This is a genomic window from Nocardia sp. XZ_19_369 (assembly GCF_015355715.1).
Taxonomy (GTDB): Bacteria; Actinomycetota; Actinomycetes; order Mycobacteriales; family Mycobacteriaceae; genus Nocardia.
The window spans coordinates 968,789-989,645 of sequence record NZ_JACVED010000002.1; the positions used below are offsets into that span (position 1 = coordinate 968,789).

Annotated in this window: 21 protein-coding genes; 11 read left to right on the plus strand and 10 right to left on the minus strand. The window is 67.9% G+C overall.

Annotated features, from left to right (window positions below):
- The first annotated feature begins 21 nt into the window (after window positions 1-21).
- A complete protein-coding gene (locus tag IBX18_RS10430) occupies window positions 22-600 on the plus strand; it encodes a TetR family transcriptional regulator (protein ID WP_194833488.1) in 579 nt (192 codons plus the stop codon).
- Here the strand turns inward: IBX18_RS10430 and IBX18_RS10435 are convergent.
- Complete coding sequence (locus IBX18_RS10435) at window positions 587-1,036, minus strand: nuclear transport factor 2 family protein (RefSeq protein ID WP_194833489.1); 450 nt, start codon at window positions 1,034-1,036, stop codon at window positions 587-589. The two genes, IBX18_RS10430 and IBX18_RS10435, sit on opposite strands and share 14 nt — an antisense overlap.
- An 84-nt stretch (window positions 1,037-1,120) precedes the next feature.
- Complete coding sequence (locus IBX18_RS10440) at window positions 1,121-1,870, minus strand: SDR family oxidoreductase (RefSeq protein WP_194833490.1); 750 nt, start codon at window positions 1,868-1,870, stop codon at window positions 1,121-1,123.
- A 113-nt stretch (window positions 1,871-1,983) separates the two neighbouring features.
- Between IBX18_RS10440 and IBX18_RS10445 the strand changes: the two genes are divergently transcribed.
- Window positions 1,984-3,570 carry a GMC family oxidoreductase gene (locus IBX18_RS10445; RefSeq protein ID WP_194833491.1) on the plus strand — a complete coding sequence of 529 codons (1,587 nt, stop codon included), beginning with the start codon at window positions 1,984-1,986 and terminating at the stop codon, window positions 3,568-3,570.
- Window positions 3,571-3,584: 14 nt separating this feature from the next.
- Here the strand turns inward: IBX18_RS10445 and IBX18_RS10450 are convergent, their stop codons facing one another.
- Complete coding sequence (locus IBX18_RS10450) at window positions 3,585-3,932, minus strand: DoxX family protein (RefSeq protein ID WP_194833492.1); 348 nt, start codon at window positions 3,930-3,932, stop codon at window positions 3,585-3,587.
- A 135-nt stretch (window positions 3,933-4,067) separates the two neighbouring features.
- Between IBX18_RS10450 and IBX18_RS10455 the strand changes: the two genes are divergently transcribed.
- Window positions 4,068-4,943 carry a sigma-70 family RNA polymerase sigma factor gene (locus IBX18_RS10455; RefSeq protein WP_194833493.1) on the plus strand — a complete coding sequence of 292 codons (876 nt, stop codon included), beginning with the start codon at window positions 4,068-4,070 and terminating at the stop codon, window positions 4,941-4,943.
- A gap of 159 nt (window positions 4,944-5,102) precedes the next feature.
- Window positions 5,103-6,323, plus strand: coding sequence for a CdaR family transcriptional regulator (locus IBX18_RS10460; RefSeq protein WP_107656535.1), 1,221 nt, complete (start codon window positions 5,103-5,105; stop codon window positions 6,321-6,323).
- Here the strand turns inward: IBX18_RS10460 and IBX18_RS10465 are convergent.
- Window positions 6,241-6,819, minus strand: coding sequence for a 4Fe-4S cluster-binding domain-containing protein (locus IBX18_RS10465; RefSeq protein ID WP_194833494.1), 579 nt, complete (start codon window positions 6,817-6,819; stop codon window positions 6,241-6,243). The genes IBX18_RS10460 and IBX18_RS10465 overlap by 83 nt on opposite strands.
- Window positions 6,820-7,371: 552 nt before the next feature.
- On the opposite strand from IBX18_RS10465, the gene IBX18_RS10470 reads away from it, so the two are divergent.
- From IBX18_RS10470 to IBX18_RS10490, 5 genes are all read left to right on the plus strand, one after another.
- Complete coding sequence (locus tag IBX18_RS10470; RefSeq protein ID WP_107656533.1) at window positions 7,372-8,067, plus strand: response regulator transcription factor; 696 nt, start codon at window positions 7,372-7,374, stop codon at window positions 8,065-8,067.
- Window positions 8,064-9,251: an ATP-binding protein gene (locus tag IBX18_RS10475; RefSeq protein ID WP_194833495.1), complete on the plus strand. Its 1,188-nt coding sequence runs from the start codon at window positions 8,064-8,066 to the stop codon at window positions 9,249-9,251. Before IBX18_RS10470 ends, IBX18_RS10475 begins: the two co-directional genes overlap by 4 nt.
- Window positions 9,248-10,330: a hypothetical protein gene (locus IBX18_RS10480; RefSeq protein ID WP_194833496.1), complete on the plus strand. Its 1,083-nt coding sequence runs from the start codon at window positions 9,248-9,250 to the stop codon at window positions 10,328-10,330. The genes IBX18_RS10475 and IBX18_RS10480 overlap by 4 nt, the downstream gene beginning before the upstream one ends.
- 127 nt (window positions 10,331-10,457) lie before the next feature.
- Window positions 10,458-10,745: a response regulator transcription factor gene (locus IBX18_RS10485; RefSeq protein WP_194833497.1), complete on the plus strand. Its 288-nt coding sequence runs from the start codon at window positions 10,458-10,460 to the stop codon at window positions 10,743-10,745.
- Window positions 10,746-11,060: 315 nt separating this feature from the next.
- A complete protein-coding gene (locus tag IBX18_RS10490; RefSeq protein ID WP_194833498.1) occupies window positions 11,061-11,552 on the plus strand; it encodes a hypothetical protein in 492 nt (163 codons plus the stop codon).
- Here IBX18_RS10490 and IBX18_RS10495 read toward each other — a convergent pair.
- The gene (locus tag IBX18_RS10495) at window positions 11,502-12,623 is read right to left on the minus strand and encodes a triacylglycerol lipase (RefSeq protein WP_194833499.1); all 1,122 of its coding nucleotides are present in this window, start codon (window positions 12,621-12,623) and stop codon (window positions 11,502-11,504) included. The two genes, IBX18_RS10490 and IBX18_RS10495, sit on opposite strands and share 51 nt — an antisense overlap.
- A gap of 413 nt (window positions 12,624-13,036) precedes the next feature.
- On the minus strand, window positions 13,037-14,242 hold the full coding sequence (locus tag IBX18_RS10500; RefSeq protein ID WP_194833500.1) for a triacylglycerol lipase: 1,206 nt from the start codon (window positions 14,240-14,242) through the stop codon (window positions 13,037-13,039).
- 389 nt (window positions 14,243-14,631) lie between these two features.
- Between IBX18_RS10500 and IBX18_RS10505 the strand changes: the two genes are divergently transcribed.
- Both IBX18_RS10505 and IBX18_RS10510 read left to right on the plus strand, forming a co-directional pair.
- On the plus strand, window positions 14,632-15,267 hold the full coding sequence (locus IBX18_RS10505) for a YdcF family protein (protein WP_194833501.1): 636 nt from the start codon (window positions 14,632-14,634) through the stop codon (window positions 15,265-15,267).
- 13 nt (window positions 15,268-15,280) lie between these two features.
- Window positions 15,281-16,294, plus strand: coding sequence for a fused (3R)-hydroxyacyl-ACP dehydratase subunits HadA/HadB (locus IBX18_RS10510; protein ID WP_194833502.1), 1,014 nt, complete (start codon window positions 15,281-15,283; stop codon window positions 16,292-16,294).
- An 8-nt stretch (window positions 16,295-16,302) separates the two neighbouring features.
- Here the strand turns inward: IBX18_RS10510 and IBX18_RS10515 are convergent, their stop codons facing one another.
- The 4 genes from IBX18_RS10515 to IBX18_RS10530 all read right to left on the minus strand — a co-directional run bounded on the left by IBX18_RS10515 (window position 16,303) and on the right by IBX18_RS10530 (window position 20,465).
- Window positions 16,303-17,337: an LLM class flavin-dependent oxidoreductase gene (locus IBX18_RS10515; RefSeq protein WP_194833503.1), complete on the minus strand. Its 1,035-nt coding sequence runs from the start codon at window positions 17,335-17,337 to the stop codon at window positions 16,303-16,305.
- A 139-nt stretch (window positions 17,338-17,476) separates the two neighbouring features.
- Complete coding sequence (locus IBX18_RS10520; RefSeq protein ID WP_194833504.1) at window positions 17,477-18,496, minus strand: alpha/beta hydrolase family protein; 1,020 nt, start codon at window positions 18,494-18,496, stop codon at window positions 17,477-17,479.
- A complete protein-coding gene (locus IBX18_RS10525; protein WP_194833505.1) occupies window positions 18,493-19,443 on the minus strand; it encodes an acyl-ACP desaturase in 951 nt (316 codons plus the stop codon). The genes IBX18_RS10520 and IBX18_RS10525 overlap by 4 nt, the downstream gene beginning before the upstream one ends.
- A gap of 50 nt (window positions 19,444-19,493) precedes the next feature.
- Window positions 19,494-20,465, minus strand: a complete 972-nt coding sequence (locus IBX18_RS10530) for a transcriptional regulator (RefSeq protein WP_228540635.1) — start codon at window positions 20,463-20,465, stop codon at window positions 19,494-19,496.
- Between the last annotated feature and the right edge of the window lie 392 nt (window positions 20,466-20,857).

Here is a 20,857-nt window from a genome sequence, read left to right on the forward strand (position 1 = left end):
CCCGTAGTAGTATCCAGACACATGTCCGAATCCGATCCCGTCATCGTCGAGGCGACCCGCCGCAGGCTCTCCGGCAAGCAGGCCGACACCGTCGACAAGCTCACCAGGTCGGCGGTGGAAGTGCTTGCCCGCGAAGGGTTCGCGGGGATGACGATCCGGTTGGTCGCCGCGGCGGCGGGGGTCGGCACGGCCACCGCCTACACCTACTTCTCCTCGAAGGAACACCTGGTCGCCGAGATCTTCTGGCGGCGTTTGGTTTCCGCGCCGTCGCCGGCCAGCCAGGACCCGGACCCGACGGTGCGGGTGGTGGCCGAACTGCGCGATATCGCGATGCTGGTCGCCGACGAGCAGGAGCTCTCCGGCGCGGTCACCAGCGCGCTGCTCGGCCGCGACCCCGACGTGGTGCATCTGCGCGGTCGCATCGGGACCGAGATCCGCAAGCGGATCATGCGGGCGCTCGGCGCGGACGCGGACCCGGACGTCGTCGAATCACTGGAGTTGCTCTACGCCGGTGCGCTGGTGCGCGCGGGCATGGGCTACGCGTCCTACTCGGAGATCGCCGATCGCATCGAGAAGTCCGCGTTGCTCATCCTGAAGTAACCGAGGGGACCGGGAGTTCCGTCAGTCCGAACGCGACCATCTGACGCAGTGGATCGTGGTAGCTGACCCATTCGGCGATCTTGCCGTCGCGGAACCGGAAGACGTTCACGTAGTCGTTGCGGTATGGCCTGCCGGTCGCGCGAACGACCATGTCGCCCTTCGATTCGACCAGGAATCGGTCGGGGTCCAGCATCGGCTCGATCTTGCTCGCCCACATCGCGTAGCGCTCGTACCGGTCGACCGCCGTCCGGGTGGCCCGGATCTCGTCCTTGCCGTCGGCATGGTCCGGGAAGCCCGGCAGCTGGTACGGAATCGACATGTGGATGTCGTCGGTGCACAACGCCAGGAAACCTTCGAAATCCTTGGCCGAGCTGAGCCGGAAGAACTCCTCGATCATCGCGGCCTTCCGCGCGCGGTCCTCGTCCACCATATCCATCACGCCCTTCCAAGAGAGTGGAGCCGAATGGTATGTACAGAGGCTAACAATATATACGACCGATCGTTCGCTTTGTGACCGGCCTCACCGTCCACCAGCCACATCGATGAACGAGCCGGTGACATACGACGCCCGCTCGGACAACAACCAGACAATGGCTTCGGCGACCTCCTCCGGTCGGCCACCGCGACGCATCGGCAGGCTCGGCGCGACGCGGTCGACTCGGCCCGGTTCGCCGCCCAGGGCGTGCATGTCGGTGTGGATGAAGCCGGGGCGCACCGCGTTCACTCGAATACCTTCCGCCGCGACTTCGACGGAGAGTCCACGGGTGAAGGTGTCCAGGGCGCCCTTGCTCGCGGCGTAGTCGACGTACTCCCCCGCCGAACCGAGCCGGGCGGCGGCCGAGGAAACATTGACGATCGCGCCGCCCAAGCCGCCGTGCTCGGTGGACATACGCTGGATGGCGTATTTCGCGCACAGCATCGGGGCCACGACATTGACCGTCATCACGCGATGCAACCGTTCGACGTCGAGTTCGACGACGCGGCACTGCGTTTCGAGCGTCGCCGCGTTGTTGACCAAGCCGGAGAGCGTGCCGAGCTCGGCATCGACGGTGCGGAACAACGCATCGATGTCGGCGGGGTCGCTCATGTCGGCGCGTACCGCGAGCGCGCTGCCGCCCTCGGCGGCGATGCCGGCGACCACCGCCTCCGCCGCGGCAGTGTCCGCTCGATAGGTCAGGCAGACGCGGTGACCCGCACCCGCCAGCAGCCGGGCCGTTGCCGCGCCGATACCGCGGCTACCACCGGTGACGATCACTGTTCCCGCGTCCACTGTCGCTATACCTCCGTACTCGGGTGACTTGTGTCCGGTTGTGCTGAAAGCGAACCATCGGCACACCCGATCCTCGTATCTTTGCCGTAGGCAGCGCAGATCGGAGTGGGACAGTGCAACCAGGTGGGCTTACCGCGGACTACGTGATCGTCGGCGCCGGATCCGCGGGCGCCGTGCTGGCGAACCGGCTCAGTGCCGATCCGAATACGTCGGTGGTGCTGCTGGAGGCGGGCCCACCGGACAAGAACAAGTTCGCCCATATTCCCGCCGGGTTCGCGAAACTCTTTCGCACCGAGGTGGATTGGGACTATCTCACCGAGCCGCAGCCCGAGCTGAAGAATCGGCAGATCTATTGGCCGCGCGGCAAGATGCTCGGCGGGTCCTCATCGATGAACGCGATGATGTGGGTGCGTGGTTTCCGCGCCGACTACGACGAGTGGGGCTTGCTGGCGGGCGAGGAGTGGGGCTTCGCGGCCGCGGTCGAGCAGTTCCGCCGGATCGAAAACGTCCAGGACGCACAGTATCCGGACGAGGGCGCCAACGGTCCGTTGCACATCTCGCGGCAACGCAGCCCACGCGCGCTGACCGCCGCCTATCTGACCGCGGTGCGGGAGGCCGGTTTCGAGGTCGAGCCGCCGAATCGGCCGGAGCCGGAAGGCTTCAGCGAGACCATGGTCACCCAGCACGGCGGCAGGCGGTGGAGCACCGCGGACGGATACCTGCGGCCCGCGATGCGGCGGCCGAACCTGACCGTCCGCACCGAGGCGCCCGCGACCCGGGTGCTGTTCGAGGGAACTCGCGCGGTCGGTGTCGAATACCACCAGGGCGGCGGCCCGCACACGGTCACCGCCCGCCGCGAGGTGGTGCTGTGCGGTGGCGCGATCAACAGCCCGCAGCTGCTGATGCTCTCGGGCATCGGCGACCGAGACGAGCTGGCGCGCCAGGGTATTCGCGCGCTGCGGCACGTGCCCGAGGTGGGCGCCAATCTGCAGGATCACCTCGTCACCGGGATCGGCTACGGCGTCGCGGCCGACTCGCTGTTCGGCGCCGAGAAGCCGCGCCAACTGCTCGACTACCTGCTGCGCCACCGCGGCATGCTGACCTCAAATGTCGGTGAGGCCTACGGATTCATCCGCAGCAACCCCGAACTGGACCTGCCCGACCTGGAGCTGATCTTCGCGCCCGCACCGTTCTACTACGAGGGCCTGGTCGACCCGACCGAACACGGCGTCATCCTGGCGACCGTGCTGCTGCGCCCGCACAGTCGCGGCCGGATCACCCTCGCCGCCCCGGATCCGGCCGCCAAGCCGGTGATCGACCCGCGCTACCTGTCCGACAGCGCGGGCGCCGACCGCGCCGCCCTCATGTCCGGCCTGCGCACCTGCGCCGAGATCGCCGCCACCCCGGCCATGAAAGCCGTCCTGGGCCCGATCATCTACCCGCCGCAGGCCCCCGCCCAGCTCGAAGCCACCCTCGAACTCGCACTGAACGGCTACTCGCACACCCTCTATCACCCGGTCGGCACCTGCCGGATGGGCACCGACCCGGCCAGTGTCGTCACCCCGCACCTGGAAGTGCGTGGCGTCCAAGGCCTGCGCGTCGCCGATGCCTCCGTCATGCCGCTGCTCATCCGTGGCCACACGCACGCCCCCGCCGTGTTCATCGGCGAGCAGGCGGCGAAGTTCATCCAGCAGGGCTAGGGCCTAGGCGCCGGTCAGGCGAGCACGAACAGCACCAGCGACGCGGCGGCCAGTGCCAGATACGGCATGGGGTAGGCGAGGTCGCCGTACCCGCGGGCGCGGAGGATGGTGATGATCGCGCCGATGAAGTAGAGGACCAGGCAGATCGCGGCGGCCAGTCCGAGCGGCGGAATGGCCAGGCCGACGAGCAGGCCGGCGGCGCCTGCCGCCTTGATCACGGCCAACGGCATCAGCGTCCAGTCCGGGATGCCGTAGTGCCGCATGTTGTCGCGCACCCATTGGGCACGGAAGACATCGACGCCGGACGCGATCAGCATGGCGGCCGCGGCGACGATGGTGACGATGACATAAGCGGTGGACATGGGTTACACCCTCCTGATGTGTGCTGCGCCCGGTCTGCGATCGTGGTGTGGCGCCTCGGCGGCGTCGCACCGGACCAACCGGGCGCGGTGGGATCCGTCAATCATCTGACGGAGGGCGGAACGGAAAGGTGACCGATGCGGGCGCAGGACGTGCTGGCGCAGCGATTCGAGACCCATCGCGGCCATTTGCGCGCCGTCGCGTATCGGATGCTCGGGTCGCTCAGCGAGGCCGACGACGCCGTGCAGGAGGCCTGGCTGCGGCTGGCCCGCCAGGACAGCGACGAGGTGGTGAATCTGGCAGGCTGGCTGACCACGGTGGTGTCACGGATCTGCCTGGACATGCTGCGGTCGCGGGCCGCACGGCGCGAGGAACCGGCCGACCTGCTCGCCGAACTCGGCGACGCCGCCTACGACAGCGACCCGGAACACGAAGCGGTGCTGATCGATTCGGTCGGCCGGGCGTTGCTCGTGGTACTGGACACGCTGGGTCCCGACGAGCGGGTGGCGTTCGTGCTGCACGATCTGTTCGCGGTGCCGTTCGATCAGATCGCGCCGATCGTCGGGCGCAGCACCGCGACCACAAAGAAACTCGCCAGCCGTGCGCGACAGCGGGCACAGGGCGAAACCACCGCCACCGCAGACGAACTCGCTGAGCAACGTCATGTGGTCGAGGCTTTCCTGACCGCCGCCCGCGGTGGCGATCTCGACGCGCTGCTCGCGGTGCTCGCCCCGGATGTGGTCCGCGTCGCCGATCCGGCCGCGCTGCCCGCAGGCCTGTCGGCCGTGGTGCGCGGCGCTGCGGCGGTCGCGAAGGAAACCGTACTGCTGCAACGTCGTTCGCGGGTGGCGGCGCTGGCACTGGTGAACGGCGCGGTCGGCATCCTGGTCGCCCCGCGCGGCAAGTTGCTACTCGCCCTTGTGGTTACGGTGCGCGACGATCGGGTCGCGGGCTACGAGGTGATCGCCGATCCGGCCCGCCTGCGCGAACTCGATATCGCGGTACTGGCGTAAAAAACCGTCCGAACCCCGACACGCTGTGACGACGCACAAGGACCGACCGACCAGTCTGCAAGTCTCACACAGAACCTTGCGAATCGATCCGTCACCGGAATTCAACGATTAGTGTGAATCCGCCGCACAGTTATATTTCGGGGGCGGAAGGAGTCGTCAATGTCGATCGACAACTCGGCCCGGCAGAGCCTGACGCTCGCCGGCAAGCCGATGTCGTCCCCGCTCAAGGACGTTCGCGCGTTGTCGCGCCAGATGGTCGGGCACTTCGTCGAGAACGTCATCCCCTGCGGGACCCTGCCCGCGGACGCGATCTCCGGCGACGTCACCACCATCACCCGGGTCTGCCTCGAGTTCGCGGTGAGCATGCTCGACGGCCAGGACATCCCGGGGAAGTTGCAGCGCTTACAGGACGCGGCGGCGGGCTGGGCGCGCGAGGGCGTGCCCATCGACACCATCCACCACTCCATCCACGAGGGCTTCAAGATGGGGCTGGACCTGGTGGTGTCCGACGCGTCCATCAAGGATTTCGACAGCCTGGTCGACGGCGCCAAGATGGTGCTGGAGATGCTGGACATGATCAGCTCGGCGATCTCGGTGGCCTACATCAAGGAACTGCGCTCGGTGGTCAGCGAGCACCACACCGCGGTGCACACGCTCACCTCCGCGCTGCTCGGCGGGCACAGCACCTCCACCATGGCCCGCGAATGCGGCATCGCCATCGCGGCCTCGTATGCCGTTCTCGCCGTGGCGATTCCGCCGCATCGCGAGGAACACAATCCGATGCTCGACAGCCAGGTGGTCGCGCGCCGCAAGCTCAGACGGGTGCAGGCCGAACTGGCCACCCGCTGCGGGGACAGCGCGCTGTCGCTGCTCAGCGTCGACGGCGGCACGATACTCATCCCGTCGCCCACCTTCGACAACGCGGGCTACGACGCCCTGGTGACCCAGCTGTCGCACGCCGCCCAGGTCGGCATCACCGCGACCATGGTCGAGGCCACCCCCGAGCAGATCCCCAACGCCGCCGACCAGGCCCACGAACTGCTCGACATGGTGCAGCGGCTCGAAGCCGTGGCCGGGCTGTACCGGTTCGACGAACTCGCGCTCGAATACCAGCTCACCCGCCCGGGTCCGGGCCGCGAGTACCTAGGGCAGCTGCTCGATCCGCTCGACGAACACCCCGAGCTACTGGAAACCCTGCAGCGCCATATCGCCAACAACCTCAATCGGCAGCGCACCGCCCGAGTCCTGCACGTGCACACCAACACCGTGGACTATCGCCTCAAGCGGATCGGTCAGCTCACCGGCTTCGACCCGTCCCAACCGTCCGGCCTGTGGTATCTGCGCTCGGCGTTGGTCGCCCGCAGCTATCGCACGACGTGACCTCGGCCGCGAAAGGCGCTGCGGCATAACGGGTCATGCCGAGCGCGGAGCCGACGACGACGCGCCGGCTCGCCGGACCGGACGACCCGGCATCGCGCCCCTCGAACCGCTCGGCGACCAGCGCGTCCACCGACGCGCTCAGCCACGGCAGCCGCTCATCCAGCACGGCGGTCGAACGACCGGAGTACAGCAGCAGGTCGACCGGGCGGCTCAATCCTGTTCGCCACGTGTTGATTCCGTCGATCAGGGCACGTAGCGCCAGAGGCCGGTCGGTCGGCTCGCCGCCGCAGATCGTGACGCCGTCGATCCGGTCGGCGGGCAACTCGCGCAGCCAGTCGAGAACCGCTTCGACACCGCAGCGGGTCGATTCGTCGAACACCCAGGTGTGTCCCGTCAGACAGTCGCGACAGAAGATCCGGCAGCCGGGCAGCCATACCTCCGCGCGAACTCCATAACCGATGTCCACCACCGGAAATCGCAGCCGCGACAACAGCATCGCCGGGCTGTCCGGGTGCCGACTCGAGTGCACGTCCTTCTCCCTGTGTCCATTCCGCCCGGGGGCGGTGCGCCCCCGTGGCCTCATCCAGTGAGTCTCGTGGCGCCGGTGCCCACTGTCTGTCCGCTGAACACTCGACACCTACATCCATGATCCGGGACCACCCCCGCCACCATTCGCGCCTCGGTGAAGTCAAAATAGGTAATTCGGAGCAAATCCAGGAATTAATGCGCGCACCGCACACACGTCGACTGATGTCCGATCCGCATGTGAAAATGCGGAATTCGAATCAGCATAAGCCTAGGTGCCGAAAACAGCTACGGACCACCGACGGGTACGGCCGCTGATCACCACTGCCACAACCAGTTTCACCAGGTATCGCACCGAACCGACCGGTCGATATCAGATTACGTTGTACGACGCGCAATGCCGGACCCGGCATTCGCTCCCACCGCCGCCGAGGCCGAAATCCTAATTGCCGAACGGATTCACTTGGAACTTTCGGGACCGAGTGATTTAATGCCATTCATGGTGCTCCGTCGACTCCTCACAATGGCCGGCGTCGCCGTCACCGATCTGCCAGGCCCCTACGCGACACCGGGCACCGTGCGCCGCATCGGCATCGTCGAAGACCACCAGGCGGTCGCGGTCGGCCTGGCCGCGATCCTGTCCGAACAGCCCGATCTCACTGTCGTGGCGATCGCGCAGACGGTGCCCGCCCTCCTGGAGCGGACCACCGATCTCGACCTGGCCGTGCTGGACCTGCGGCTGCCCGACGGCTCCAGCCCGCGCGCGAATGTCGAACTGCTGCACAGCCTCGACATTCCCTGCCTGGTCTACACCACCGGCGACTGGCGGGACCTGATCCGCTCCGCCGCCCGCGCGGGCGTGCTCGGCGTCGCGCTGAAAAGCGATCCCGCCGAACGCACCACCGCGATGATCCGCGCGGCCGCCTCCGGCAGGCAGGTCGCGACAATGGCCTGGGCCTCGGCCATCGACAGCGACCCGGCGCTGACCAACATCGATCTGCCGCCGCGGCAGCGAGACGTGCTGGAGCACTACGCGAACGGCGAGACCGCCGCCTCGGTGGCGCACAAACTCGGCCTCTCCGAACACACGGTCAACGACTACCTGAGCCGGATCCGCCGCCGGTACGCCGAGGCGGGCAGACCGGTCCGCTCGCGCGTGGACCTGTACCGCGAGGCCAAGCGGGACGGCTTCCTCGGCGGCGATTCCCGGCCCCGATGATCGAAACGGCCGCGCCACGGCGCAGCGCCGAAGCCCGACTCGTCCGTGGCGCAAGCCTGTTCGTCGGTTCCGGGGGCATCTTCTACGCCGCCCTGACCATGCCCACCGCCTTGTCCCAGTCCTCGCTCGCCGCGCCGTGGTGGACACCGTTCGCGCTCACCGCGATCTACCTGCCCACCGTTGGCCTCGTGGTCGCCGCGGCGCGCTGGCGCTTCGATCTGGTCCGGTACGCGGTCCTGGCTTTCGCGCTCGGCTACCTGCTCGCCGCGATCGGCTGGCTGGTGGTGCGCGCCGATACTCTCGTGCCTGCCGAGAAGTCGTTGTGGATCACCTGGATTCCGGGTCTGCCCGCGCTGGCGCTCTGTATCTTCTGGCGGCTCATGCCCTTCGGCTATCTCACCGTTGCCGCGACGCTCGCCCAGATCGCCGCCGCGTACGCCCGAGGACCGGACGCGGGCAACCCGATCGTGCCGGAACTGCTGTTCGCCCTGGCCTATTCGGCGCTCCCCTGCGCCGCGTGCGTGGTGCTGGTGCGGGTCGGACGCACGCTGGATCGGACCTCACACGCCGTCCGTGCCAAGGCCACCGCCACCGCCGCGGCCGAGGCGCGCCGATTCGAGCGGCGGCGCTTCGACGCCCTGGCCCACGACTGGGTCATCGCGACATTGCTCGAGGCCTCGCGCGCGCCGAACTCCACCGTCCTGACCCATCACGCGGACGTGACGCTGCGCGATCTCGAGCGGCTGCGCACCGGGCGGCCCGAGCCGGACACCGTCGACCTCGACCAGGTGGTCGCCGGCATCCGCGCGACGGCGGCCGAGGTCGACGACTCGGTGCGGCTGCACGCCGACCGCCCCGCGAGCGGCACCCTCGCGGTGCCGAGCGACGTGGCGACCGCGCTGGCCGCCGCGGTGGGCGAGGCGCTGCGCAACTGGCAGCGCCACGCCGGTTCGCGCACCCGCGCGGCCGACTGCGCGGTGCGGGTGACGGCCGACGCGAATTCGGTGCGCGTCGATGTCGTGGACGACGGCGTCGGATTCGATCCGGCGACCGTCCCGCCGGACCGAATCGGCTTGCGCGCCAGCATCACCGATCGGCTCGCCGAACTACCGGGCGGTTGGTCCGCCATCGATGCCGCGCCGGGGCGCGGCTGCCATGTCAGCGCCGGGTGGGTGGCACGATGACGGCGAACCAGACGGTCCGGGACGACGTACGCGACATCCTCGGCATGCGCACCCCGGCGGCGTGGCTGCTGTCGGGCCTGCTCGCCGTCGCGGTCTGTTCGATGGCGCTCGCCGCGAACGACGGCATCCGCGATATCCGACTCACTGCCTTCGCGGCACTCCTCATCCTCAGCGCCGCCGCCGCGATGATCCTCGCGCCCGGCGATCCGCTGCCGGTCCGGTTCGCCGCGCCCGCCGCGCTGGCCGCCCCGCTCGCGACCGCACTGGCCATCCGGCAGCTGCCGATTCCGATGGACAACTCCACCCAGCTCTGGTTTCTCGGCGCGGGGTCGGCGTATCTGAACTTCCTCTGCGTGCGCGGGGCGCCGCTGTGGGCCTGGTCGGGCGTGCTCGGGCAGATCGCCGTCTGCGGCTGGTGGACCGCGCGCACCGGTCAGGGACTCCTTACCGGCGTGGGGTTCTCGTTCATCAACCTGACCCCGCTGCTGATGGCGACCTTCTTCGCCAGGGTGGTCCGTCCGATGGCGCATTCGATTCTCGCGCTGCGCCAACAAGATACCGACCGCGCCGCCGCCGAGGCCGCGGCGCAGGCCGCCCAGCAGGAGCGCGACGAGCGCGTCGCCCGGCTCGACAGCGCCGCGCGGCCGCTGCTCGAGATCATCGCGTCCGGGCGCGCACTCACCGTGCAGGAGCAGGCCGAGTGCAAGCTGGTCGAGGCGGAGTTGCGCGACGACATCCTGGGTGGTCTGATGATCGATGCCTCGGTCGGCACCGCGGCACGCTACGCGCGCCAGCGCGGGGTGACGGTGGTGCTCGACGACGGTGGCGGGCTGGACGAGGTCGACACCGACCTCCGAGAACAGGTGCGCACGGTCTTACGTGACGCGCTCGACTATGCCGACGGCGGGACCGTCACGGCGCGCATACTGCCACCGGGCCGCGCGACGCTCGCCTCGATCCTGTTGCGCGACAACGGCGAACTGCGCATCGAGGTGCAGGCCAACGGCGCGATACGGTCCGACCTGGACGACCACCAACTCGTTCGCGACGCGAAGCAAGACCCCAGACCTGCGGGCTGAAAGCTGGGGAATTCCCAGAAGCTTCCGCGGATCGTATATTCAGTGGGCACATCGGTTATTGGTCTGCAACCTTCGGGGAGGTGCGGCACCGGAGCCGACTTGATACTGCACGAAGCGGGAAATACAGATGCACTCCATCGTTCCGGATCCCCGATCTCAACCGACCCCGAACCCGATCGCCTTGTGGCGCGACCCGCACCTGTCGGCGCGCGAACTCGAAGTGCTGGTCGCCTGGGTCAAGTGCGACTCGAAAACCCAAGTGGGCATGCAGCTCTACCTGTCGATCGGTACGGTCAACACCCACATCACCCGCATCCGCGCCAAGTACGCGGCGGTCGACCGGGCGGCCAACACCAAGGCCGCGCTGGTGGCCCGCGCCCTGCAGGACGGTGTGATCACGTTGGATGAGTTGTAGTCGCATTGCGCCACTGTCTTTCGTTCATTTCGACGCTAACATCGCGATAGTCGAAGCGAAGTCATTCGAACAGTGGATGCGGTCCGGTAACCTCCATTACTCCCCGACGACGGTGTCGGACATTTGACCGACAGACAACGATGCGAAATCGTGACATCGTCAGGGTTCGCGGACGGAACAGACCACGGCACTCGGCAAGCACTCTGCCGTCGTGCACATCGGTTGCGCCCTCGATCTTCTCGGGCATTACTTGTTCTGGACTCGGTCGCCGGTGCGACACATCGCGACCACACGCGGAAGGTGTGGGCACCTATCGTGAACCGTCGCTATACCTATGAGGTGACCGTCCCCGCTCCGGCGCTGGACGATCTCATCCTCGCGGTGCACGAGGCCGTCGGACAGTCGGGCGGGCGATCACCGCGCCGGTGGCGCTACGGCAACGTGGTCGGCATCAGCACCCCGCGGGTGCGCGACCTGCCGCTGGCCACCGTGGAGGTCAAGCATTGCGTCGAGCGCCGGGCGATCGCGGCGATCACCGTCACGGTGCACCGCAAGGTCGCCGTCGATGTGATCTTCGCGCTGGACGACAGCGTGGCCTCCGCTCAGTTCCACTGCACCACAGCGAACTCCGCGATCGCCCTGGCGCAGGAGTTGTCCTGGGCCGAGCATCTGGCGTCCAAGACCTCGGCGGCGCTCACCGCGAGTGACATCGAGGTCAGGATGTCCCACGAGTGCGCGAGCGCCGCCGAGTCGGCGTCAGAGATGTCCGCCGCCGCCGATCAGCCACGGGTTGAAGGTGCAGACTAGATCCGGGTGCCCGGCCGGGTCCAGGGCGCGCAGGGCGATGGACAGGGCGCGGGGTGAGTACATCATCGTCTGGTGATCGGAGAGGTCCTGTTCGCAGCCCTCCTGGAGGGTGATGTTCTGCACCGACGCGTCCCGGCCCGGGCGCAGGAAGGTCAGGTTGTAGGGGGTCATGATCTCGTCGTAGCGGGTGCCGACGATGGTGTAGTCGACGCCGGGGACGGTGTCGCCGTTGGCATTGAGCTGGTTGACGAAGTCCGAGCCGATGGTCTGCTCGGCGACCGCATGGCCGACAACGATCGAGCTGGCGCCGACGATGTCGGCACCGATGTTGTTGATGGCCCGGCCGAGCGCGGCGATACCGTCGATGGTGGAACCGTGATGCGTTGCGCCGTAGGTGATCAGGTTCTGCACCTTGGCCGCGCCGCCCTCGAACTTGGTGTACCAGTTCGCCATCGCGCCACCCTGCGAATACCCGATGATGTCGACGGCGGGCGCGCCGGTGGCGGCCACTACCCGGTCGACGAAGGCGGCCAGCTGCTTGGCCGAGATCTCGATGTTGCCGGTACCCATCACGCCGGGTAGCAGCGGCGGCAGGCCGCCGCCCTGGGTCGGATCGGCGCGGCCGTAGTTGAACGCGAAGGTGCAGAAGCCCGCGTCCTTGATCGGCTGGCTCATGAACGCAAAGCTGTTGTAGGCGTTCATCCAGGTGCCGTGCAGCAGCACCACCGGGCGCGGGTGCGCGGCGGTGGGCCGGCAGTTCCAGTCGTTGGCGCCGGGCGGGGCGGCATCCGGATGGGTGAGACCGTAGCCGAAGGCCGCCAGCCACGCGGGCAGCGCCGGACCGGAACCGACTGTGTCGCTGGCGAATCCGCCGGAAAGACCCGCGCTGAAGCCGTAATCGGCGACCGCGGCGCCGGGTCCGCTCGCGTCGATCCGGTCGGCGATGCGCTGCTCGAGCGACGCGTCCGGCGGTGCCGCGTTCGCGCCGGCACCCGCAACACCCATGAGGAGCGCGGAGACGCCGAGCAGCGCCGCCGCCATCGATAATCGACTGGAGGTCTTTCGTTTCATCGACATGCCTTCCTGCGTCGGGCGCAGCGTTCGGGATACACGGAAACGGCACAGTCCGGCACGGGAAGATCCGGGGCGATTACCCCGAACAAACCCGTGCCGGACGGTGCGACCTACAGGCAAACAGCGACTCATGGAGCGGATATAACCACGCGACCAATGCCGCGTAAATTTCATCCAGATTCGGTAAACCTGATGCAGATTCGGTGAAAAGCACAGTGCCCACCGGGCGGCGCGTGCGGTCGCCATCCGGTGGGCACTTTCGCCACGGGCCGAAATTCGCTACGGAACAGAGAGGCGGGGTTGAAGAATCCGTTCTGTGCGCATCGGCCGCGACGGTGGCGCATCCGTCGGAACAGGCTCGGAGGGTTGGGGTTCCACCTGTTCGCCGAGATGCACGTTCTATCGAGGTGCTACAGCTGCCCGCCGCCGCCGATCAGCCACGGATTGAAGGTGCACTCCAGGTTGGGGTGGCCCGCCGGGTCCAGTGCACGCAGCGCGATGGACAGGGCGCGCGGCGAGTACATGATCGTCAAATGATCCGAAACGTCCTGTTCGCAGCCGTCCTGCAAGGTGATGTTCTGTACCGAGGCCCCCGGTCCCGGCCGCAGGAAGGTCAGGTCGTACGGGTTGGTGATCTCGTCGTAGCGGGTGCCGACAATCGTGTAGTCGACGCCGGGAATGGTGTCGCCGTTGGCATTCAGCTGGTTGACGAAATCGGAACCGATCGTCTGCTGGATACCGGCGTGCCCGACGAAGATCTCGATGAAGCCGAGAATGTCGATGCCGAAGTTGTTGATCGCCCGGCCCAGCGCGCCGATGCCGACCAGGGAGGTGCCGTGATGGGTGGCACCGTAGGTGATCAGGTTCTTCACCTTGTCCGCGCCGCCCTCGAACTTGGTGTACCAGTTCGCCATCGCGCCACCCTGCGAGTGCGCCATGATGTCGACCTCGTCGGCGCCGGTCGCCGCGATCACCCGGTCGACGAAGGTGGCGAGTTGCTTGGCGGAGTCCTGGATGTAGCCGGTGCCCATCACGCCGGGCAGCACCGAGCCGAGGCCGCCGCCCTGGACCAGGTTGGACCGGCCGTAATTGAAGGTGAAGGTGCAGAAGCCGGCGTCCTTGATCGGCTGCCCCATGTACGCGTAGCCGTTGTAGGCGTTCATCCAGGTGCCGTGCAGCAGCACCACGGGGCGCGGGTGCGCGGCGGTGGGCTTGCAGTTCCAGTCGTTGGCACCTGGCGGCGCGACGTCCGGATTCATCAGGCCGTGGCCGAAGGCGGCCAGCCAGGAGGTCATCGGCGGGCCGTAACCGACTGTGTCGCTGGCGTATCCGCCGGACAACCCGGAGCTGCTGCCCGAGCCGCCGAAACAGTTGCCCGAACCGTTGCCCGAACCGGCGCCGCTGCCGGAATTGCAGGCGGAGCCGGACGAGCTGCCGGATTCGGCGACCGGCGCCGCCTTCCGGCCCGCGGCGATGTAATCGGCCAGGGACTGCTCGGTCGCCGCGGCCGCCGGGTCAGCGCTCGCGCCGACCCCGGCGATGCCCATGATCAGCACCGAGACACCGGTCAGCACCGCCACCGCGAGCGACGATCGGCCGAAGGTACTTCGTTTCATTGCATGCCTTCCTACGTCGAGCAAGAATTGGTGTCGCAGTGCCGAGGGGGATGCCGTTCGGCGGCACCGAAACTGCGCCAACGCTAAAACCGGGAAGGTCGCAGGCCGACGGGACAGCGCGGTTACTGGACAGCTCACCAAAGCTGCTGTCGCGGTTAGGTATACGACACAGTGCGGCCCGGCAAACCGGTCTATGAGGAATGGTCACAGTGCGGCGGCACGATATTTCCGGTTTCCCACAAAAGGCACGTGCTTATCTCCGAAACGCGGCGGCGCCCGACGGTGAGGTCTACAGACAACAAAACAATTCTGCGGCGAATACCAGCGAATAGCCGAGCATGGGTGAATCTTTCCCGCTGTTCGCAGCCGGCTGATCCTCGGAGCTGCCCATGTTCGCTAATCCTTTTCGCGGACCGTCGTGCCCGGCACGGCGCACCGTACGCACTCTCTTCGGCGCGGTCGCCGTCGCCGCCGCGCTCGTCCACTACCCGGCCGCGCTGGCCGAGGGCACCGGCTCGACCGACCGCGCACTCCCGGATGTGCTGCGGGCCCTGGTGCCGCCCGAACCGGAACCCCTTCCCGCGCTGCACGGTCCGGCGACCGCGATCGTGGTGCTCGGCTACGGCCTGTTGCCCGACGGGTCGATGCGCCCGGAGCTGATCGACCGCCTGCACGCCGGCTTCGTGCAGGCACTGCTCGCCCCGGCGTCGCCGATCATCGTCACCGGCGGCAATCCGCACAACGGCATCACCGAGGCGCGCGCCATGGCGGATTGGTTCGTCGAACACGGCATTGCCCCCGAGCGGATCCATTTGGAGCCGGAGGCGGCGTCGACCGTGCAGAACGCCGAACACTCCGCGCGGATCATGCGGGCGATCGGCGCGCGGGACGCGGTGGTGGTCACCTCGGCCGACCATATCGACCGGGCCGTCGGCACCTTCACCGATGCGGGCGTCGAGGTGGTCGGCACGGTGACACCCGATCAGATACCGCCGCTGGCATGGCAATTCGGACCCGGTTCGTAAGGCAGGAGCAATGATGCGCGACCTTTCCGTCACACCGTCCGACCAGGTCGGTGCCCTGGTGAACCACCGGTACCGGTCCACGACCGCCTACGCGATCGACCGGGCGACGATTCGCGAATTCGCCCGCGCGGTACAGGATTATCACCCGGCGCACTGGAGTGCGGACGCGGCCGCCGAGCTCGGTTTCGCCGGGCTGCTCGCGCCGGCCACGCTGTCCTCGATGATCCTGAACCGGGTGCAGCGGGAAATACTGGACACCTTGATCACCGGTTATCCGCCGACCCGGATTCTGCACGCGGACCAGGTCCTCGACCTCGGCAGGCCGCTGGTCGCCGGCGACCGGCTGAGCTGTGACATCTACTTCGAGTCGTTCCGGCATTTCGCCGACTACGACGTGCTGGCGATCAAGAGTGTGCTGATCGATCAGCACGGCGAGACCGTGCAGACCGGCTCGACCGCGCTGCTCACCAGGACCGGGCTCGCCGAGTCGGTGCAGGGCTACTCCCCTATCCGGCCGGGTCCGAAGCCCGGCAACCTCGTCCCGATGGCCGCTGCCCGCGTCGCCCCGCCGTGTGCGACGCGGATGCCCCGCACCGTCATCGATTTCGACACGCTCGCCGTCGGCACCGAACTTCCTTCGCACACTGTGCATCTCTCGCGCGGTGACGTGGTGAACTACGCGAAGGTGGTGGGTGACGCCGAGTCGGCCACCTACGACGAACGGACCGCGACCGGCCTGCCGTCGGTGGTCGCCCCCGGCATGCTGAAACTCGGTCTGGCAGCGGGCTTTCTGAGTTCCTGGCTCGGTGATCCGTCCGCTGTCAGCAGGTTTCGCGCGCAGTTCGCCCATTTTGCGCACTCCCTGCGGGTCCCGACGCGTGCGACGAGCGCTATCGAGTTCAACGGCCGGATCACCTCCCTCGATCCGCGCCGCCGCCGGGCCACCATCGCGATCGACGCACGGTCCGACGGTCGCAAGCTGTTCGGCTATGCCGCCGCGGAAGTCCGCTTCCCGCCGGCCGATTGAGCCGTGGGCTACACCGCCGAGGTTGTGCGGGCGGCGCTCGCCGAGCCGAGCAGTCCGGTGAGTCGCGCGAGCCGGCGATGCGACTCCAGCCGGGCCGATCGATCGTAAGTGCTTGTGTGCACCAGGATTTCGTCGGCGCCGGTGCTGAGCACCAGCCGCTCCAATTGGTCGGCGACCTCGTCCTCGGTGCCGTGCACCTGACCGCGCAGCGAGTCCTCGAAGATGCGCCGTTCCCGATCGGTCATGGTCATCGCCTCGATCTCGGCGGGCGGGATCAGCGTCGGGAATTCGCCGCGGGTCCGCGAATACGCGTTCGACCACGCTTCAGGCAGCAGCAGCCGGTGCGCCTCCTCGGTGCTGTCGGCGATGACGACCGACCCCGACACCATGACGTACGGGTGCTTGCCCCAGGCGGTGGCGCGGAACTCGGTCCGGTAGCGCTCGATCGCCTCGATCATCCGGTCCTGCCCGCCCACCGCGGCGATCACCAGCGGCAGCCCGAACCGCGCGGCCCGCTCCGCCCCGGAGCCGGTCGCCAGCAGGAACGCCGGAATCCGCAGCCCTTCGGCAGGCCAGCCGTGCACGCCGTTGCGGCCGTGGTCGAAGTAGTCGAGCAACTCGGTCAGCTGGGCGTCGAAGTCCTCGGCGTCGCGCTTGTCGTGGCCGAGTGCACAGCGTACCCCGTCGGTGAAGCCGACCGAGCGGCCCAGACCCATGTCGATCCGGCCCGGATACAGCGACTCCAGCACGCCGAACTGTTCGGCGACGATCAGTGGCTGATGGTTGGGCAGCATCACCCCGCCGGTGCCGATCCGGATGCGTTCGGTCGCCGCCGCGGCCGCCGCGGCGAGCACCGTCGGCGCCGACCCGGCCACACCGGGCACGCTGTGGTGCTCGGACACCCAGAAGCGGTGATACCCCCACTCCTCGGCGAGCCGGGCGAACTCGACAGTGTCGCGCAGCGCCGCAGGGTGACTCTGCCCGCGCCGAACGCGCGAGCGGTCCAGGATCGAGAACCGGACGGAGGGAAGTGCCGAGGTCATACCTTTGTCAACGCAACAACCTCCCGCTGATTCCACCCGACCACAGCACAGCCGCACTCTCTCTCGGGATCCGCACCGACTCTGGGCACCGTAAGCAGTGCGGATCCCGAGAAAGAGTGCGGATATTCCGGCAGCGGCGTCAGTAGAGGGCGGGCGTCAGGAATTCCCATGCCTTGGGGAGTTGCGCCTCGAAATCGGGCCAGGTGTGCATGCCCGCGGTGTCGTAGTGCACGGCAGCGGGGATGTTCAGCTCGATCAGCCGTCCGGCGAACCGCTCGGTGCACGAGCGGGCGCCGGCTTCCAGCGCCGCGCCGCCGCCCGCCAGCCGCAGCGCCTCGACGATGGTGGGCGACTGCGCGATGGCCACCAGGTCGGCGCCGGTGGGCACGCCGGTGGCGGCCGAGAGGTAGATGGCGGTGCCGCGCAAGGCTTCCGCGCCGAGCAGGCTGTCGTGTGCCGCCCACTCCGGCGATGTCGGTGGGCCCCAGAGGTTTTCGACATTGCCGCCGCGCGAGGCGACGGTGATCGTGGTAACGGCGCGGCCCAGTGGATCCGCCGTCGAATAGCACCCGCTCATCCCCGCCACGGCGTGGTAGCGCCCCGGATGCCGTTGTGCCAGCATCATTGCCGCCTGCGCGCCCATCGAGACCCCGGCGATGGCGCGGCGGCCGCTGGACCGTAACAGCGATTCCACGATCGGCGGCAGTTCCTCGGTGAGGAAGGTTTCCCACCGGTTCAGGCCGAGGGCGGTGTCGTGCCGGACCCAGTCGCTGTACATGCTGCCGGTGCCGCCGCCGGTCAGCACCACGTCCACCGGTTTGTCCGCGAAGAACTCCGCCGCGCCGCCCTTGCTCAGCCAGCCCGAGGTGGCCTCGCCGTCGACGCCGTCGAGCAGGTACAGCGTCGGGCGCGGTGCCGTGCCGGTGCCGCGCAGCACGTCGACCTCGATCACCCGCCGCATGGCCGCGGACGAGATCCGCAGCCGCTCGCGCTGCGGGCCCACGCTGTCGATCGAGAGCAGCCCGGTCCTGGTCATCGCCGGGTCGACGGCGGGCGGCGGGGCGCTCGCTACGCCCGGAGTGTCGGCCACCGCGGGCACAGCGACCGTCGCGGCGATGACTGCCATCGCCGCCGCGCTGATCGGACCCCGGAGTCTCATGGTTTCGCGGCGGCTCGTTCTGCCTGTCTGGCCGCCACCCGGTCGCGCTGTTCTTCGAATCGTGTTGCCTTCTCGGCCAATTCGTCGAGGTAGGCGCCGAGCTCGTCGCGGGCGCGTTCACCGTCGCCGGATAGGTCGGTGCGCTCGAACACATCCCACGCTCGCAGCACCGGCCGGACCACCACGTCGAGGTGCTGGCGCAGATCGTAGATGCCGTGTTTGGCGAGCACGACCGCGTTGCGGCGGAAGTTCGGCTGGGTGAGGCCGGGCATCTGGAAGCGCGTGACGACGTCGGTGATGGCACGCAGCGTCTCGTTCGGCATCAGGTCGAGAGCCGCGGCGCTGATGTTGCGATAAAAGATCATGTGCAGATTTTCGTCGGCGGCAATCCGTTGCAGCATACGCTCGGCGATGGGTTCGTCGCACGCGGTTCCGGTGTTGCGATGACTGATTCTGGTGGCTAATTCCTGCAGCGTGACATAGGCGACCGAACGCAGGAACTGCTGGCCCTTCACGGGTTTCGCGATACCGGTGGTCATATGCGCCATCCTGGCCTGTTCCAGCAGCACCGGATCGACCGCGCGGGTGACCACCAAATAGTCGCGCATGACGATGGCGTGGCGATTCTCCTCGGCGGTCCAGCGACCGACCCAGGTGCCCCAGGCGCCGTCCAGGGAGAAGGTTTCCGAGATCTCCCGGTGATAGGACGGCAGATTGTCCTCGGTGAGCAGGTTGGTCACCATGGCGGTCCTGGCCACCTCGGTCAGCCTCGATTGACCGGGCTCCCAGTCTATTCCGCCCATCGCGGCGAAATTGCGGCCGTCGTCCCACGGCACGTAATCGTGTGGATTCCAGGCCTTGGCTTTGCGAATGTGGTCATTGAGCAAACGTTCGGCGACGGGTTCCAGTTCACACAGAATATCGCGATCGGTCAACGCGGTGGTCACACGGACTCCTTATGCTCGGCGCGGCGGAATTCGACCCTAAAGGCGAGACATCAAGCGGAACGACTGATTTCATGATCGTTGGGCGAGGTGACGACGGGAATCCGGACCGGCTGGGCCGGGTCACAATCGGGCGAATCCTGCGGTTCGGCCACCCGGTAGAGCCCGGGCGCCCGCTCCGCGCCGCGGATACGGTCCAGCAGATCGTGTGTGCGCGCGGCGAGTTCGGGAATGCGCGCGGTCGCACCGACCGCCGCCACGGCGGTCAGCGGCACCTCGGCGGCGTCGCTCAGCATGGCGAGCACCTCGGCGGTCATCGCGGGCGAGCCGATGCGGGCGGGCCGGACATCGGTGGGCACGAGCACGGTGCCGCCCGCCGCGGACAGCAGCGACAAGGCCCGGGAGCCCAGCGGTTTGGCCAGCGCGGACTGCACCCTGCGCAATTTGCGCCGGGCCGCCGCGGCGCCGAGGCCGGGTCTTCGCTCCTCGGGATGGGCCGGAATGCTCAGCGCCACCACCTGATACGCCGGTGCGACCGCGATCCCGGTCTGCATCGCCAGATCGCCGACGGCATGGCCGCCGAGCAGTGCGGACACCAAAGTCTGTGCGGCTGTTTGGTGTTCCCTGGCCACCACTCGATGCTCGTCGACATAGGCGGTCGACGCCGTGAGCGTCACCATTTCCAGGATTCGCAAGATCAGTTGCGCCCCCGCGACGACGTCGTCGCCTTCGGTATCCGCCGCGACGAATTCGAGCCCGGCTCGAATTTCGTCGTGGTAGGCGGCCAGCACCGTTTCCAGCGCGATGCCTTCGCGTGCCCAACGCGTTGCGGTACCCGCGATTTCGGGCGGCTCGGCCACCCGCGACGGTGTCCGGGGCGCGAGCAACCGCACCGCGGCGACCACACAATCTCGGGTGGTGGCCGTGACCTCGCCCGGCAGACCGGCGCCCGCGTGCCCGGCTAAGTAGTCGAGCAGTTTCGTCGCCAAACTCGCGGAACTCGAACTCACTTGCATTGCCGTCATGACTCATGAAGGCTAGCGCCGGATCGTGATCAAATCGGGATACGAGCGCGAAATCGGGGATCTCATCAGTGATCTCGCCACCCATTGGGCGAATTCACAAGCCACCGAGTGATTTTCGGCACAGCCAACCGACCACCCGGGCATGATTTCGGCGGCGACCGCGCATTCGGCCCGCCGGGATTTTCCACCGCACAGCGGCCGCGCGCATCAAAGAATGTGTGACGCAGCGCCGACCGCGCATTCCGGCGCTGCGTCGGCGTCACCTTAACGTCGCCCGAGGGTCCCCGAACAGACATCCGCGCGAACCTCGGGACCACTCATCGGCGCGGCCCGCGCAGACTGGTAACTTGCACAAACACCGTGCCCCTGCGCAGGCCGCTCGGGGTGTCCCA

Bases quoted from the DNA above. Each gene is read 5' to 3' on its own strand.
- IBX18_RS10470 (WP_107656533.1), top strand. From the start codon at position 7,372: ATGGCCGGCGTCGCCGTCACCGATCTGCCAGGCCCCTACGCGACACCG.
- IBX18_RS10530 (WP_228540635.1), bottom strand. From the start codon at position 20,465: ATGACGGCAATGCAAGTGAGTTCGAGTTCCGCGAGTTTGGCGACGAAA.
- IBX18_RS10475 (WP_194833495.1), top strand. From the start codon at position 8,064: ATGATCGAAACGGCCGCGCCACGGCGCAGCGCCGAAGCCCGACTCGTC.
- IBX18_RS10460 (WP_107656535.1), top strand. From the start codon at position 5,103: ATGTCGATCGACAACTCGGCCCGGCAGAGCCTGACGCTCGCCGGCAAG.
- IBX18_RS10455 (WP_194833493.1), top strand. From the start codon at position 4,068: ATGCGGGCGCAGGACGTGCTGGCGCAGCGATTCGAGACCCATCGCGGC.
- IBX18_RS10515 (WP_194833503.1), bottom strand. From the start codon at position 17,337: ATGACCTCGGCACTTCCCTCCGTCCGGTTCTCGATCCTGGACCGCTCG.
- IBX18_RS10510 (WP_194833502.1), top strand. From the start codon at position 15,281: ATGCGCGACCTTTCCGTCACACCGTCCGACCAGGTCGGTGCCCTGGTG.
- IBX18_RS10500 (WP_194833500.1), bottom strand. From the start codon at position 14,242: ATGAAACGAAGTACCTTCGGCCGATCGTCGCTCGCGGTGGCGGTGCTG.
- IBX18_RS10435 (WP_194833489.1), bottom strand. From the start codon at position 1,036: ATGGATATGGTGGACGAGGACCGCGCGCGGAAGGCCGCGATGATCGAG.
- IBX18_RS10480 (WP_194833496.1), top strand. From the start codon at position 9,248: ATGACGGCGAACCAGACGGTCCGGGACGACGTACGCGACATCCTCGGC.
- IBX18_RS10485 (WP_194833497.1), top strand. From the start codon at position 10,458: ATGCACTCCATCGTTCCGGATCCCCGATCTCAACCGACCCCGAACCCG.
- IBX18_RS10520 (WP_194833504.1), bottom strand. From the start codon at position 18,496: ATGAGACTCCGGGGTCCGATCAGCGCGGCGGCGATGGCAGTCATCGCC.
- IBX18_RS10450 (WP_194833492.1), bottom strand. From the start codon at position 3,932: ATGTCCACCGCTTATGTCATCGTCACCATCGTCGCCGCGGCCGCCATG.
- IBX18_RS10495 (WP_194833499.1), bottom strand. From the start codon at position 12,623: ATGAAACGAAAGACCTCCAGTCGATTATCGATGGCGGCGGCGCTGCTC.
- IBX18_RS10505 (WP_194833501.1), top strand. From the start codon at position 14,632: ATGTTCGCTAATCCTTTTCGCGGACCGTCGTGCCCGGCACGGCGCACC.
- IBX18_RS10430 (WP_194833488.1), top strand. From the start codon at position 22: ATGTCCGAATCCGATCCCGTCATCGTCGAGGCGACCCGCCGCAGGCTC.
- IBX18_RS10465 (WP_194833494.1), bottom strand. From the start codon at position 6,819: ATGCTGTTGTCGCGGCTGCGATTTCCGGTGGTGGACATCGGTTATGGA.